We start from the raw sequence: 14,416 nt of genomic DNA on the forward strand, positions 1-14,416 counted from the left end.
ACGAAAGCCGACACCATGACGCAGAACAAGCAGGCCCTGATCGTCCGCGGAGGGTGGGATGGACACGAGCCGGTGCAGACCACTGACTCGGTGATCCCGTTTCTCGAAGCGGAGGGATACCACGTCCGGGTCGAGGAGGGGACGGCCGTCTACGCCGACGCCGAGACCATGGCGGGCATCGACCTCATCGTCCAGGTCAACACCATGAACACGATCGCCGACGACGAGCTCGCCGGGCTGATGGCCGCCGTCGTCGCCGGTACCGGACTGGCCGGATGGCACGGCGGCATCGCGGACTCCTACCGCAACAGCGCGGACTACCTGCAGCTGATCGGCGGGCAGTTCGCCCATCACGCCGCCGTGCCGAAGGACGAGCGCACGGGCGAGCAGTCCGACCACTACCTCGACTTCACCGTGAACATCGTGCCCGAGCGGCGCGATCACCCGATCGTGTCGGGCATCGAGGACTTCTCCCTGCGCACGGAGCAGTACTGGGTGCTCTCCGACGCCTACAACGACGTGCTGGCGACGACCGAGATCGTGCACCGCGACTTCGACGCCTGGCACCACTCGTTCACGTCACCGGTGGTGTGGACGCGGCTGTGGGGTGCCGGCCGCGTCTTCGTCTGCACCGCCGGGCACAAGCTCGACGTGCTCGATGAGGCGCCGGTGCGCTCGATCGTGGAGAGGGGGCTGCTGTGGGCCAGTCGCTGAACGGGGGCGATGCTCCGCTGCGAGTCGGGATGGTCGGTGTCGGCTTCATCTCGCGGATGTACTTCGAGACGCTGCAGCGGATCAGCGACGAGGTGCGCCTCGTGCGCGTCGCCGATCTGGATGTCGAGCGCGCCGCGGCCGTCGGCGCCGCCCAGGGGGTACCCGGTGGCAGCGTCGACGATCTGCTCGCGGATCCGGACGTCGACATCGTCCTCAACCTCACGATCCCCGCGGCGCACGCCGACGTCTCCCTCCGTGCGCTCGAGGCCGGCAAGCACGTGTACGGCGAGAAGCCGCTGACCGTCACGCTGGCGGAGGCGCGGACCGTGCGCGAACTCGCCGCGCAGCGCGGGCTCTGGGTGGGCTGCGCTCCCGACACGGTTCTCGGAACCGGTATCCAGACCGCCCGTCGCGCCGTGGACGACGGTCTCATCGGACGACCGGTCGCGGCGACGGCGACCATGGCGATCCCGGGTCATGAGGCGTGGCATCCGAATCCCGACTTCTACTACGCGCCCGGAGGCGGACCCCTCTACGACATGGGTCCGTACTATCTGCACGCGCTGATCACGCTGCTCGGCCCGGTCGCGCGGGTCTCGGCTGTCGCATCGCGTCCACGAGAAGAACGGGTCATCGCCTCGGGTCCGCGCGCGGGCGAGCGCGTTCCCGTGCGCACCGACACCCACATCACCGGTCTGCTCGAGCACGTCGGAGGTGCGACGACGACACTCACCATGAGCTTCGACACCGTCGGCACCCGCGCGGTCCCGATCGAGGTGCACGGGCTCGAGGGATCGCTGATCGTGCCCGACCCGAACGAGTTCACAGGTACCACGCTGCTCAAGGTCCGCGGCAAGGACTGGGAGCCTCTTCCCGTGTCGGCGGGCTACGAGAACAGCGCCCGCGGCTTCGGTCTGCTCGACTTCCACCGCACCGCGGCCGGTGACGTACCGCGCGCGGACGCCGGCATCGCGTTCCACGCTCTCGAGATCATGGAGACCATGATGACCGCCTCGGTCGAGGGGCGACGTCTGGACCTCGATCCTGCGGCGGACCGGCCGACGGCCGTGCCTTTGACGTCACTCTGAAGGGTGCAGGCCGGCACTCAGCCGGCCTGCACTCAGCCGGACTGCGTTCAGCCGGCCTGCAGCTCGATCGAGACGGACGGCAGCCCCGGCGCGGACGCGGTCAGCACGATACGACCCACCCCCGTCGAGCGGACGACCGCGAGCGCGCGCCCGTCGTAGAGGCGATGGCGGGAATCGGCGAACGATTCCTCGGTCTCCGGACGTGCGCTGCCGAATCCCTGCAGCACCCCCGCACCGTCGATGGCGACCTCGACCTCCCCGTCGCCGTCGGTCGCTCGCACCCCGAGATCGTCCACGAGCTCGACGACGACGAACGCGAGGCGGTGGCCCGCGGCATCCGGTTCAGAGAGCTCTGCGCTCAGCGCGAGCCGACGATCGGCCCCGGCCGTCTGCAGTGCCGTGCGCTCGGCGAGGACACCGTCGCGCACGGCGACCGCCTCCAGCGCGCCCGGCGCGTACGGCACCGCGAACAGGGCGCGGAAGCCGTGCGCGGCCCCGGCAGGCTGTCGTCCGAGCGACGTGCCCGCGACGAACAGCTCGACCTCGTCCGCGTCGCTGTAGACCTCGACCTCCAGAGGGTCTGCGCCGGTGTCCGACCACGTCCAGGAGGGGATGCTGTCCGTCCACGACCACGGGGCGGCCCTCATCTCACGCCCGCGGGTGTGCGGCCGCCGCACCGCGATGAAGGGCTCGGAGCGCAGGCCGTAGACGATCTCCCGGTAGTACGACGCGGGGCGCCGCTCACCCGTGATGTCGATGTCGCCGGCGGAGGAGAGGAGGAACGGGTAGGCGCCGAGCGCCCCACCGCCGGGCTGGTCGTCGCGGTAGTGCATGCGCCCGAGGCCCGGCTCGCCGAGATAGTCCCAGCCGGTCCACGTGAAGTCGCCGATGACGTGAGGGTGGGCCAGGACAAGGCCCCACAGCCGGTCGATCCGGGTCGGGAACGTCTCGGATCCGACGATGACCCGATTCGGGTACCGCTCGTGATCGAGTTCGTAGCGGGCGTCCTGGTAGTTCATCCCCGCGATGTCGAGCGCGCCGTAGGCCTCTTCCGTCAGTGCGGCGACGGCGTCGGTGACGGCCAGTGAACTCATCCGCTCCTCGAGGCTCAGCGAGCGGGCGTTGATCTCGGCCACGGGCTCCAGCGACGCCCCGCCCAGCAGCTCCGGGTCGATGTCGACCGCCTCGTCCATCACGAACAGTGCGCCGTTGACGGCCGCCGTCACATAGCGGGTCGGGTCGAGCGTGCGCGTCGCGGACGCCATCGCCCTGGTCAGTTCGCTCCCCGACCGCGTCGCCGCCTCGGGGATCTCGTTGCCGATCGAGTAGATGATCACGCTGGGGTGGTTGCGGTCCTTGCGGACCATCGCCTCGAGCTCGGACTGCCAGCGGTCGAGGAAGACATCCGAGCCGTCCTCGGGCGACTTCGCCACGGTCCACACGTCGGTGAGCTCGTCCATGACGAGCATCCCGAGCCGATCGCAGGCGTCCAGCATCGCCCTGCTCATCGGCTGGTGGGCGCTGCGGATCGCGTTGAAGCCGGCTGACTTGAGGATCGCGACGCGGCGCACCTCCGCGACGTCGAACGTCGCGCCGCCGATGACCCCGTTGTCGGCGTGCACACAGGCGCCGCGCAGCTTCACCGGCTGCCCGTTCACCCGCAGGCCGCGCCGCGCGTCCAGATGAAGCGATCGGATGCCGAAGGCCACGTCACTCCGGTCGGTCTGGTCCTGGTCCCCGTCACCCGCAGTCAGAAGCGAGGTCGCGCGGTACAGCTCCGGAGTGTCGACGGACCAGCGCCGAGGCTCCTCCACCAGGATGCGCTGACTGACATCCACCTCGCCGCCGGCCGGCACGCTCACTCTCGTCCGGTCCACGCCGACCACCTCACCCGCGGGGCTCAGAATGCTCGTCTCCAGCCGCCGCACGACGGGGAACGGATCGCTGTTGCGCACCGTCGTGACGATCTGCACGAGCGACGCGTCCGCATCGTGCTCGGGAGTGGTCACCACGACGCCGTCGAGCGGGATGTGCACGCGGGGTCCGACGGAGAGGTGCACGGGTCGGATGATTCCGCCTCCGGTGTACCACCGCGCATCTCGATCGGTGCGGAACTCGACGACGATCTCGTTCTCGGTGCCGAAGCGCAGGAACGTGTCGAGCTCGACGGAGAAGGTGGTGCTCCCGGACGGCTGACGGGCGGCGAGGTTTCCGTTCACGAACACGGCGGCGGAGCGGTGGACGGCCTCGAACTCGAGGACCACATGGCGATCGCGCCAGTCCGCAGGCGCGAAGATCCGGGTGCGGTACTCCCCCTTCACTCCGGGGAAGTATCCCGAGGCCATCTGGCGCGAGTCCGCGACACGCGCCATCGCGAGCACCGCATCGTGCGGCACGGCCACCGCGTGTGGGTCCCCCGGGATCCCTCCGGTGAGCTCCCGATACTCCCATGGCTGTGAATACGCATCCCGCTGCATCCGGGGTCTCCTCCTCATTGACGACACGTCACGCTAACATCGTGGCCAGTTCGTGTAAACATCAGATCTTTCGCTCGTAATGCCGGTAGCATGGAGCAAGTCGTGATCGAGGTGCCACGGAGCAAGAACCGTCCAGAACACCGGAATATCGATGAATTCAACGGAGAATCGATGCGAGCGTTCGAGTGACGCGGCGATCGACGTGGAGACAAACCTCTACGAGAACAGCGATAGATCGAATGATGTCCGATCTATCACCAGGAAGAAGGTACGACTGATGGCGACCATCACCGGCGTGCGCGTACACGACATACGCTTCCCCACCTCGCTCGACGCCGATGGCTCCGACGCGATGAACAAGGACGGCGACTACTCCGCCGCCTACGTCATCCTGGAGACCGACGGCGAGCTGCGCGGCCACGGCTTCACCTTCACGATCGGACGCGGGAACGACCTGTGCGCCGAGGCGGCCCGGCAGCGCGCCCAGCCGCTGATCGGTCGCGACGTCGACTCCCTCCTCGACGACCTCGGAGGTATCTACCGCGAGCTCGCGTCCGACTCGCAGCTGCGCTGGCTCGGTCCCGAGAAGGGTGTCGTCCACCTGGCGATGGCAGCGGTGATGAACGCCCTCTGGGACATGGCCGCCCGACGTGCCGGGGTGCCGCTGTGGCGGCTCCTCGTCGAGATGACCCCGGAGCAGCTCGTGGACGCCGCGGATCTCCGATATCTGTCCGACGCTCTGACCCGCGAGGAGGCGCTCGACATCCTGCACGCGTCGGCGCCCCTCCGCCAGCAGCGCATCGCGGAGCTCACCGCCCGCGGCGGCTACCCGTGCTACACGACCAGCGCCGGCTGGCTCGGCTACTCCGACGACAAGCTGCGCACTCTCCTGCAGGAGGCCGTGGACGAGGGCTACCGCCACTTCAAGCTGAAGGTCGGCGCCGACCTCGAAGAGGACCGTCGGCGACTGCGCGTGGCGCGCGAGATCATCGGTTGGGATGCCGAGCTCATGATCGACGCCAATCAGGTCTGGGACGTTCCCCAGGCGATCGACTGGATCAACGAGCTCGCGGAGTTCCGCCCGCTGTGGATCGAGGAGCCGACGAGTCCCGACGACGTGCTCGGGCACGCCGCCATCCGCAAGGCGGTCAGCCCCATCGGTGTCGCGAGCGGTGAGCACGGCATGAATCGCGTGCTCTTCAAGCAGATGTTCCAGGCCGAGGCGATCGACTTCTGCCAGCTGGACTCGGCCCGCCTGGCCAGCGTCAACGAGATCCTCTCCGTGTACCTCATGGCCCACAAGTTCGGAGTGCCGGTGTGCCCGCACGCCGGCGGTGTCGGGCTGTGCGAGCTCGTGCAGCACCTGTCGATCTTCGACTTCGTGGCCGTGTCAGGGTCGCTGGACAAGCGCCTCACGGAGTACGTCGATCACCTGCACGAGCACTTCGTCGACCCCGTCGTCGTCGTCGGCGGTCACTACCTGCTGCCCTCGAACCCGGGATACAGCGCGGAGATGTTCGAGGAGAGCATCCAGCGCTACGAGTTCCCGACCGGCGGCTACTGGGTGGAGTCGGCGGCCGCGGCGGTGCTCGTCGCGTCCTGACCGCTCAGGCCCTGGGCACCGGCGGCTCGTCACCCTTGACGGGGTGATCGGCCGCGAAGACCTCGACGCCCAGCAGATGCGCGGCCATGCGGATGCGGGCGCGCTCCGCATCGCGCGTGCGCAGGGCGGCCAGGATGGCCCGGTGATCGGCGTGCGCTTCACCGAGGGAGTCCCGTTCGGTGATCGCGCGCCAGAGGCGTCCCCGCAGCGTGCGGGTCATGAGGCTGTCGATCAGCGCCGCCAGGGCGGCGTTGCCGCTGGCGATCGCGATCTGGCGGTGGAACGCAGCATCCGCGTCGATGAAGGACTCCGGCTCGAGCTCGCCCGTGACGAGTCCGGCATCGATCTCCGCGAGGATGCGCTCCAGGGCGTCGAACTCGTCCTCGGTGAGCCGCACCGCGGCCAGACCGGCAGACTCGGTCTCGAGCACGCGACGCACCGCGAGAAGGTCGACCGACTGGTTGGCCTCCTGCAGGCCGGCCCAGAACTCCAGGTGACGCAGAAGAGAACTCGCGTCGAGCTGCGTCACGTACGTGCCGTCGCCCTGCCGCGTCTCGAGCACTCCGAGCGTGGCCAGCGAGCGCACGGCCTCTCGCAGCGAACCGCGGGAGACGCCCAGCTGCGCGGCGAGCTCCTTCTCGATCGGGAGCCGGTCCCCCGCCCGCAGTTCGCCGGACGCGATCATCCGCTTCACGTGGTCGATCACGTGATCCGACCGGGAGAGGGAACCCGTCGGGAGGTCTTCAGTCTCAGCAGCCACGTGCCCAGTGTAGATCGTCAGACGAATTTGCCCACCCCGTACCGCGAACGCCTCTCCCGCGGCTGATTGATTGAATCAATCGCGTACGTAGGCACGATAACTCGCGAGAAGCCGTGGCAATTGACAGGGATTGATCTGACGTTTATCGTGAAGTGTGCCTGCATCGAAGCAGAGAGGAAGCCAGATGAACATCCGCCCGAGGTTGATCGCCGGTTCCCCTCCCCCTCCCGCGTCCCCCGGCCTCGCGAGGTCCTCATGGTGAGCCCGCCCGGTGTCGGCCTCGACGTCGGCGGCGTCACCCGAAAGCTCCGCGACCGGCGCAACTCCCGCGGATTCCGCGGACTCAAGCGCAGCTGGCGCCGGCATTGGCAGCTCTACCTGCTGATCCTGGTCCCGATCGCCTACTTCGTCATCTTCAAGTACATCCCGATGGCGAACGCCATCATCGCGTTCAAAGATTACAACGTTATAGACGGCGTCTGGGGAAGCGACTGGGCCGGGGTGAAGCACTTCGAGCGCTTCTTCAACAACCCGATGTTCTGGCCGGTGCTCCGCAACACCTTCATCCTCTCCGCGTATGTCGTGCTGGCGAGCTTCCCGATCCCGATCATCCTCGCGCTCGCGCTGAACGAAGTCCGCCTGCGGTTCTTCAAGAACACCGTGCAGATGGTCACCTACGCCCCCTACTTCATCTCGACGGTCGTGGTCGTCTCCATGACGATCCTCTTCCTGTCGCCACGGCTGGGCATCGCCGGGCATGTGACCCAGTTCTTCGGCCTGGGGTCCATCGACTTCCTCAGCGACCCGGAGTTCTTCCGGCACATCTACGTCTTCAGCGACATCTGGCAGACGATGGGCTATTCCGCCGTCATCTATCTGGCCGCCCTCGCGGGGATCGACCCCACGCTCTACGAAGCCGCACGGGTCGACGGCGCCACCCGCTGGCAGAAGATCCTCAACGTCGACCTGCCCGGCATCCTGCCCACCGCGATGATCGTCCTCGTCCTCGGCGTCGGCAACGTCATGGCGATCGGCTTCGAGAAGGCCTACCTGCTGCAGAACAGCCTCAACATCTCGCAGTCCGAGATCATCGCGACCTACACCTACAAGGTCGGCCTGCTCAGCGCCGACTTCAGCCAGGCGGCGGCGATCGGACTGTTCAACGGCGTGATCAACCTCGGGCTGCTGCTCGGTGTGAACGCGATCGTGAAACGACTGACAGGAAACGGACTGTGGTGAACACGATGCTGAAAGAGACCTCCGGCAAGGCCGGCAGGAAGTCCCGTCTCCCGAGGTCGCGCAACGATTTCACGCCGACGCGCATCAAGGAACCGGTGGTCGACCGGTGGTTCATGGCGGGCGTGTACATCCTGCTCACCACCTTCCTGCTCGTGGTGCTGCTGCCGCTCATCTACATCCTCGCCAGCTCCTTCAGCGACCCGCTCGCGGTGTCGTCGGGCCAGGTCACCTTCTGGCCGATCGACTTCACGCTCGAGGGTTACCAGCGCGCGCTCAGCGACAGCTCGATCCTCACCGGATTCGGCAACTCGCTGTTCTACACGATCGCGGGCACGGCGATCAGCCTGGTGCTCACGGTCGCGATCGCCTATCCGCTGTCCCGACAGGACTTCTGGGGCCGACGCGGCATCACCGTCTTCGTGGTGTTCACCATGCTGTTCGCCGGCGGCATCATCCCCATGTACCTCGTCGTCCAGAACCTCGGTCTGCTCGACACCCGGTGGGCCATCATCCTCCCGCAGGCCATCGGCGTCTGGCAGGTGATCATCGCCGTCGCATTCTTCCGGTCGTCGATCCCCGATGAACTCTACGAAGCCGCCCAGCTGGACGGCGCGAGCGATCTGCGCTTCCTCTTCTCGACGGTGCTGCCCCTGTCGAAGCCGCTCCTCGCGGTGATCGCGCTGATGTACGCGATCTTCCAGTGGAACTCCTACTTCGATGCGCTGCTCTATCTGCGCAATCCGGATCTCTTCCCCCTCCAACTCGTGCTCCGAAACGTGCTGATCCTCAATCAGGCCGCCCCCGGCCTGGACGCGGCCGCCGCCATGGAACGGCAACAGCTCGCCGACCTGATGAAGTACTCGCTCATCGTCATCTCGACCGTGCCGGTGATGCTCGTCTACCCGTTCGTCGCCCGCTTCTTCAACAAGGGGATCCTGATCGGGGCCGTCAAGGGGTGACCGTGGGCGAGCGGATCACCTGGCGTCCCGGCGCCATCGAGCTCGACATCTCGACGCCGGAAGCCGGGCCGCCGATGGTCCAGCGCTTCACGCGTGTCGGCGACGAGAGCAGCCCGGATCCTGCATGCGCTCTACCGATCGCCGAGATCCACCTCGGTGGCGAAGGCTCGGGCATCTCCTCATCGGAACGGCTGATGGGCAGCGCGGTGGGGCGCCGGCTGCGCTTCGTCGACCACCGGGAGTGGCATCAGGACGGGATGGCGCATCTCGCAGTGACCTCGCAGGATCCGGCGACGGGCATCAGCGTGGTCTCACGATGGTCGAGCTGGCCGGACCTGCCCGTCGTCCGATGCGAGACCGAGGTCGTCGCCGGCGCGGAGCCGGTCGAGCTCCGCGCGGTCTCGTCGGTCGCGCTCGGCGGCATCTCGGCGCCGGGCTCGAGCTGGTGGCGCGACCACGAGGTCGGCTTCGCGCACAACACCTGGTTCCGCGAGATGGTCTGGCAGCGTCGCACCCCGGCCGAGCTCGGACTCGACGACTCGGGACTCGACCAGTGGGGCATCACCAGCTCCCGCGCGTCCTTCGCCATCGGCCAGCGCGGAAGCTGGTCGACCGGCGGCCACCTGCCGATGGGCGTGCTGCGGGCCCGGGATCAGCCGCGATCTCTGCTGTGGCAGGTCGAGCACAACGGGGCCTGGCGTTGGGAGCTGGGCGATCAGGGCGGAGCGCTGTACCTCGTGGCCAGCGGTCCGACGGACCAGAGCGCCGCGTGGATGCGCCGCCTCGCACCCGGCGAGCGCTTCTGCTCCGTGCCTGCGACCCTCGTCCTCGGCGGAGACGACGACGAGCTGTTCGCAGACCTGACCCGCGCGCGACGCCGGGTGCGTCGCCCGCACCCGGACAACGAGGCGCTGCCGGTGATCGTGAACGACTACATGAACGCCCTCATGGGCGACCCGACGAGTGAGAACATCCCGCCGTTCATCGACGCCGCGGCGCACGCCGGCGCGGAGATCTACTGCATGGACTCGGGCTGGTACACCGACGGGGCGACCTGGTGGAACGACCTCGGCTCGTGGGAGCCGTCCCTCCGCCGGTTCCCCGACGGCCTGCAGGCGATGACGAATCGGATGCGCGACGCCGGCATGGTGCCGGGGCTCTGGCTCGAGCCCGAGGTCGTCTCGGTGTCGAGCCCCGTCGCCGCGGCTCTGCCGCCGGAGGCCTTCTTCCAGCGGGACGGGCGGCCGGTCATCGAGTCCGGTCGACTGCAGCTGGATCTCCGGCATCCGTCCGCACTCGCCCACATCGACGGCGCGGTCGAGCGACTGATCGCCGACCTGGGTCTCGGCTACCTGAAGTTCGACTACAACATGGATGTCACGCAGGGCACCGACGTCGACGCCGACAGTCCCGGCGACGGGCAGCTCGGCCACCAGCGGGTGCTGCTGGACTGGGTGCGAAGCCTCATGGACCGGCATCCCGGACTCGTCATCGAGAGCTGCGCGAGCGGCGGACAGCGGATGGATGCCGCGACCCTCGCGGTGCACCCCGTGCAGTCGACGAGTGACAATCAGGACCCGCTGTTCACCGCCGCGATCGCGGCGGCGGCACCGACGGCGGTCACTCCCGAGCAGGGGGCCGTATGGGCCTACCCCGACCCGTCCTGGTCCGACGAGCGGATCGCGTTCTCGCTCGCGAGCACGCTGCTGGGGCGCGTGCACCTCGGCGGGCGGCTCGACCTTCTCTCACCACCGCAGATGGAGCTGGTCAGGGCGGGGCTCGCCGCGTACCGCGAGACACGGGACAGGCTTCCGGCAGCCGTGCCGTTCTGGCCCCTCGGCCTGCCCGGCTGGCACGATCCCGTCGTCGCCCTGGGCATGCGTGACGATAGAGGCGAACTGCTCACCATCTGGCGCCGGTCCGGTCCCCGCACCGTGCGGGTCCCGCTCACGGGGTACGCCGGGCGCGGACTCGACGTGGAGATCGTGTTCCCGAAGGAGCTTCCGACGCGGGCGACATGGGATGCCGACGCCGGCGAACTCGTGATCGAGCTGCCGGACGAGCCTGCGGCGCGGACGTTCCGCCTGCGGGGCGCGTAGCCTTCGGGCCCCGGCCCCGGTGGATCGCCTCCGCAGAGGCGATCCACCGGGCGTTTCTGCAATCCTGGCTAGGCGTCAGTCGCCGGGCTCGGCTGCGGAGCGACTGCGGGCGAAGAGGCCAGGTCGGTCTCGACGTACCTGCGGGCCGCCTCACCGGGGTCTTCTCCTGCGCGCAGCGGCAGCATCCGATAGAGATGCCGATACGGGCCCTTGGCGGGCATGTTGCTGAACCTGTCGGGGCGCGTCATGACATCCCAGTTGCCGCCGTGCATGCCCTCCTGCGCCGCATCGACGCGGACCACGGTGCGGTCGGATGCCGGGACCTCATGCCAGTGTCGGCGGTCCGCGAGCTCGACCGGGCTGTTCGGCTGGGCGTTGAAGAACATGCTCCCGCCCGCGGCGAAGAGCACGCCGGCTCCGTCGCGGTCCGTGACGGCCGCCCAGCGGGCGTCCGCCTTGTTGGCCGAATCCTGAGGTCGGCTGTAGGGGGTGATCTGCTCGGCAACCGAGCCCGAGTACCGCCCGAAGAACGCGGAGGACCGTCGGTCAGCGGTCGACTCCCACGGGCCGCGACCATACCAATGGACGGTGTCGAACTCCTGGCGGAGTCCGAGCGTGGTGCCGATCACCTGCGGGTTGGGGGTGCCCGTCACGGGCTCGAACGTCGTCAGGACATCGACCTGTCCGTTGCCATGGATCGTGTAGACGATCGACTGCGGTGAGGTGGTGATCTGATCGCTCGGACGGAAAGGCACCTTCGTGGTGACGGAGCCGCGGACGCTGATCCGCACAGCCCCGGTCATCGGCTGCACCTCGACCTCGTCGACGGCCCAGTCCTCGCCGACGCCGCGCCATGGCAGCGACGGCTCCGGGCGCTTCAGACGGATGTCGGGGATCGCCAGCTCCGAATCGTTCGGCGTGCGCCAGAAGTTCGGCATCAGGTCACCGGCGAGCAGTTCGCGCCCGTCGTACACCAGCGACGTGAGGCGTCCGGTCGCACGCGAGACCACGGCGTCGAACCGGTCGCCGCTGACGTGGAGGGAGCCGGCCTCATCGACCACCTCGACAGGCGGAAGATCCTCGGCGGGGACATGCGTCGCCTCCGGTGCCGAGACCGGGACGTCGAACTGTGCACGAGCGACGACGTGCCCGCGCTCGGCCCAGGGGCTGTCTTCGGCGAGCGTGAGCGCGACGTCCAGCCGGTACTCCGCGCCCGGGCGAGGACTCTCGGGAAGCTCGAACGGAAGCGTGACGTCGGAGCTCTCCCCCGGGCCGATGGCCAGCGCTGCCCCCGGCACGGTTCCCTCCTGCAGCGTGACCCCGTCCTCGGTCAGCGACCACTCGAGCGTGTGCCCCTCGAGACCCGTGAACAGGTACTCGTTCGAGATCGTGATGCTCCCGCTGGGCACGGCGATGCCGGTGACCGTGATCGGCTGGTAGGCGAGCTTCGCTTCCTCGAGCTTGGCCGTGGGAGTGCGATCGGCGAGCGTCAGCCCGCTCATGTGCGCGCTCTCCTCGTTCGGGTCGTCGCCCCAGTCGCCGCCGTAGGCGATGAACTCGACCTCCGGGTTCCCCGGTGTCGGCCACCACAGCCCCTTGTCGGCCCAGTCCCAGAGGAAGCCGCCGAACATCTGCCCCGGGTGCTCTCGAATGGCACCCCAGTACTCGTCGAGGTAGCCGGAGGAGTTCCCCTGGCCGAAGGCGTACTCGATGAGCAGGTACGGCCGCGGGTCGCGCTGAGAGCGTGTGATCAGCTGGCCGGTCGGCGGATAGAAGTCGCCGTCGAAGTCGGAGAGCTCCGTCGGGACGACCGGCGTCCCGGAGCCGGTCGGGTCCTGGTAGCTGACCGGACGAGTGGGGTCGTGCTCCTTCGTCCAGTCGTACATGGCCTTCAGATTGGATCCGACGCCCGACTCGTTCCCGATCGACCAGGCGATGACGCACGCGTGGTTCTTGTCGCGATCGACCACGTTCCCCATCCGCCACAGCAGCGGGTCCCGCAGTTCCGAGCGGTTCCCGGGGATGTTGGGCTTGCCCTCTGCATCGACGCTGTTGATGTGGGTCTCGTTGTTGGCCTCGTCGAAGAGGTACAGCCCGGAGGAGTCGGCGAGTTCGTACCACCGGGGATCGTTCGGGTAGTGCGAGGTGCGCACGGCGTTGATGTTGGACTGCTTCATGAGCCGGATGTCGGCGATCATGTCGTCGACGGAGAGCGTGCGCCCGGTCCGCGGATTCCACTCGTGGCGGTTGACACCACGGATGGACAGCGGCCGACCGTTGAGCAGGAGGGCGCCGTCTACGATCTCGACCCGTCGGAAGCCGACGCGGGTGGAGATGCGCTCGACGACCGCACCGTTCTCGTCGCACAGTTCGAGGACCAGTGTGTAGAGCTGCGGATGCTCGGCCGACCATAGACGCGGCCGCCGGACCGGCGCCGACAGGCTGGCGCGGGAATCGACCCCGGTGCCGGCGACCTGTACGCGACCGGCCTCTGCCCACACCTCGGCCGCCGAGGGCTCGGTGCCGTCGAAGAGCCGCCCGCGGAGGCTGTAGTCGAGCCCGGCGCTCTCCCCTGCGTAGTCGCGGACGTCTGCGGTCACGTCGAGTACGGCGTCGGTGAAGGAATCATCCAGCAGCGTGCGGACGGTGAAGTCGCGGATCAGCACCGGCGATCGGGAGATCAGCGAGACGCTGCGGAAGATGCCCGAGAGCCGCACGTTGTCCTGGTTCTCCAGGTAGGAACCGGTGCACCACCGGTAGACCTCCACCGCGATCAGGTTGTGCCCCGGGCGGAGGTGGGCCGTGATGTCGAATTCGCCGGGCGTGTAGCTGTCCTCGCGGTAGCCGATCTTCTGGCCGTTGATCCACACGTAGTAGGCGGACTCCACCCCGTCGAACCGGAGGAAGGTGCGGCGCGGCGCCCAGCTCTGCGGCAGCTCGAAGGTCGTGCGGTACTGGCCGACCGGGTTGTACGCGGTCGGGGCATGGGGATAGTCGCCGTGCGGATCGGGCTGCTCGCCTCTGCCGTTGGCCCCGGTCCACGGCAGGACGGTGTTCGTGCCGATGGGGAAGTCGTAGCCGTGCAGCTGCCAGGAGGACGGGACCGGGATCGTGTCCCACCCGGCATCATCGACGCCGTCGCCGGCGAAGTCGAGCATCCTCGTCGCGGGGTTCTCCGACCAGAAGAACTTCCACTCGCCGTCGAGGCTCAGGCGATAGGGGGAGTCGAGCCGGTCTGCGTGAATGGCCTGCGTGTCCGTCTCGTAGGGCATGAGCGCGGCGTGAGCGGGCTCGGTCCCCCATTCGTAGACGGCGGGATCGTTCCACTCCGGTGTGTTCGTCATCGTGCATCCTCTACTGGTGTCGACGCGCCCCTGCTCGGAGCGTGAGTCATCAGATGTTTAGACTACCGCGCTGGGGCTTCCACCGCGAGAATCTCTGTATTGACACCGAATGGTCTGACGTTTACCGTGAAGA

Annotated in this window: 9 protein-coding genes; 6 read left to right on the forward strand and 3 right to left on the reverse strand. The window is 68.1% G+C overall.

Features of this window, described 5'->3' with window-relative positions:
- The first annotated feature begins 15 nt into the window (after nucleotides 1-15).
- Both QFZ21_RS08345 and QFZ21_RS08350 read left to right on the forward strand, forming a co-directional pair.
- Nucleotides 16-714, forward strand: coding sequence for a ThuA domain-containing protein (locus QFZ21_RS08345; protein WP_307376569.1), 699 nt, complete (start codon nucleotides 16-18; stop codon nucleotides 712-714).
- On the forward strand, nucleotides 699-1,802 hold the full coding sequence (locus tag QFZ21_RS08350; protein ID WP_307376571.1) for a Gfo/Idh/MocA family protein: 1,104 nt from the start codon (nucleotides 699-701) through the stop codon (nucleotides 1,800-1,802). The genes QFZ21_RS08345 and QFZ21_RS08350 overlap by 16 nt, the downstream gene beginning before the upstream one ends.
- Nucleotides 1,803-1,849: 47 nt before the next feature.
- Here the strand turns inward: QFZ21_RS08350 and QFZ21_RS08355 are convergent, their stop codons facing one another.
- Nucleotides 1,850-4,204, reverse strand: a complete 2,355-nt coding sequence (locus QFZ21_RS08355) for a glycoside hydrolase family 2 TIM barrel-domain containing protein (protein WP_307376573.1) — start codon at nucleotides 4,202-4,204, stop codon at nucleotides 1,850-1,852.
- A 352-nt stretch (nucleotides 4,205-4,556) separates the two neighbouring features.
- Between QFZ21_RS08355 and QFZ21_RS08360 the strand changes: the two genes are divergently transcribed.
- Entirely contained in the window at nucleotides 4,557-5,882 is a 1,326-nt protein-coding gene (locus QFZ21_RS08360) for an L-fuconate dehydratase (protein WP_307376576.1), read from the forward strand.
- Nucleotides 5,883-5,886: 4 nt separating this feature from the next.
- Here the strand turns inward: QFZ21_RS08360 and QFZ21_RS08365 are convergent, their stop codons facing one another.
- A complete protein-coding gene (locus QFZ21_RS08365) occupies nucleotides 5,887-6,642 on the reverse strand; it encodes a FadR/GntR family transcriptional regulator (RefSeq protein WP_307376579.1) in 756 nt (251 codons plus the stop codon).
- Between the two features lie 258 nt (nucleotides 6,643-6,900).
- Here QFZ21_RS08365 and QFZ21_RS08370 point away from each other — a divergent pair, with 258 nt between their 5' ends.
- From QFZ21_RS08370 to QFZ21_RS08380, 3 genes are read left to right on the forward strand one after another with little or no spacing between them, the layout of a single operon-like run.
- A complete protein-coding gene (locus tag QFZ21_RS08370) occupies nucleotides 6,901-7,881 on the forward strand; it encodes a sugar ABC transporter permease (RefSeq protein WP_307376581.1) in 981 nt (326 codons plus the stop codon).
- 5 nt (nucleotides 7,882-7,886) lie between these two features.
- Nucleotides 7,887-8,840 (forward strand): carbohydrate ABC transporter permease, encoded by a 954-nt coding sequence (locus tag QFZ21_RS08375; RefSeq protein ID WP_307376584.1) that lies wholly within the window; start codon nucleotides 7,887-7,889, stop codon nucleotides 8,838-8,840.
- Nucleotides 8,841-8,842: 2 nt separating this feature from the next.
- A complete protein-coding gene (locus QFZ21_RS08380) occupies nucleotides 8,843-10,939 on the forward strand; it encodes a glycoside hydrolase family 36 protein (RefSeq protein ID WP_307376586.1) in 2,097 nt (698 codons plus the stop codon).
- A gap of 68 nt (nucleotides 10,940-11,007) precedes the next feature.
- Here QFZ21_RS08380 and QFZ21_RS08385 read toward each other — a convergent pair whose 3' ends face one another.
- Nucleotides 11,008-14,283, reverse strand: a complete 3,276-nt coding sequence (locus tag QFZ21_RS08385) for a glycoside hydrolase family 2 TIM barrel-domain containing protein (protein ID WP_307376589.1) — start codon at nucleotides 14,281-14,283, stop codon at nucleotides 11,008-11,010.
- Between the last annotated feature and the right edge of the window lie 133 nt (nucleotides 14,284-14,416).

It is taken from the genome of Microbacterium sp. W4I20 (genome assembly GCF_030816505.1).
In the GTDB taxonomy this organism is placed as follows: Bacteria; Actinomycetota; Actinomycetes; order Actinomycetales; family Microbacteriaceae; genus Microbacterium.

Excerpts from the sequence above, each read along its gene's own strand:
- QFZ21_RS08360 (WP_307376576.1), top strand. The coding sequence starts at position 4,557 with ATGGCGACCATCACCGGCGTGCGCGTACACGACATACGCTTCCCCACC.
- QFZ21_RS08345 (WP_307376569.1), top strand. The coding sequence starts at position 16 with ATGACGCAGAACAAGCAGGCCCTGATCGTCCGCGGAGGGTGGGATGGA.
- QFZ21_RS08375 (WP_307376584.1), top strand. The coding sequence starts at position 7,887 with ATGCTGAAAGAGACCTCCGGCAAGGCCGGCAGGAAGTCCCGTCTCCCG.
- QFZ21_RS08385 (WP_307376589.1), bottom strand. The coding sequence starts at position 14,283 with ATGACGAACACACCGGAGTGGAACGATCCCGCCGTCTACGAATGGGGG.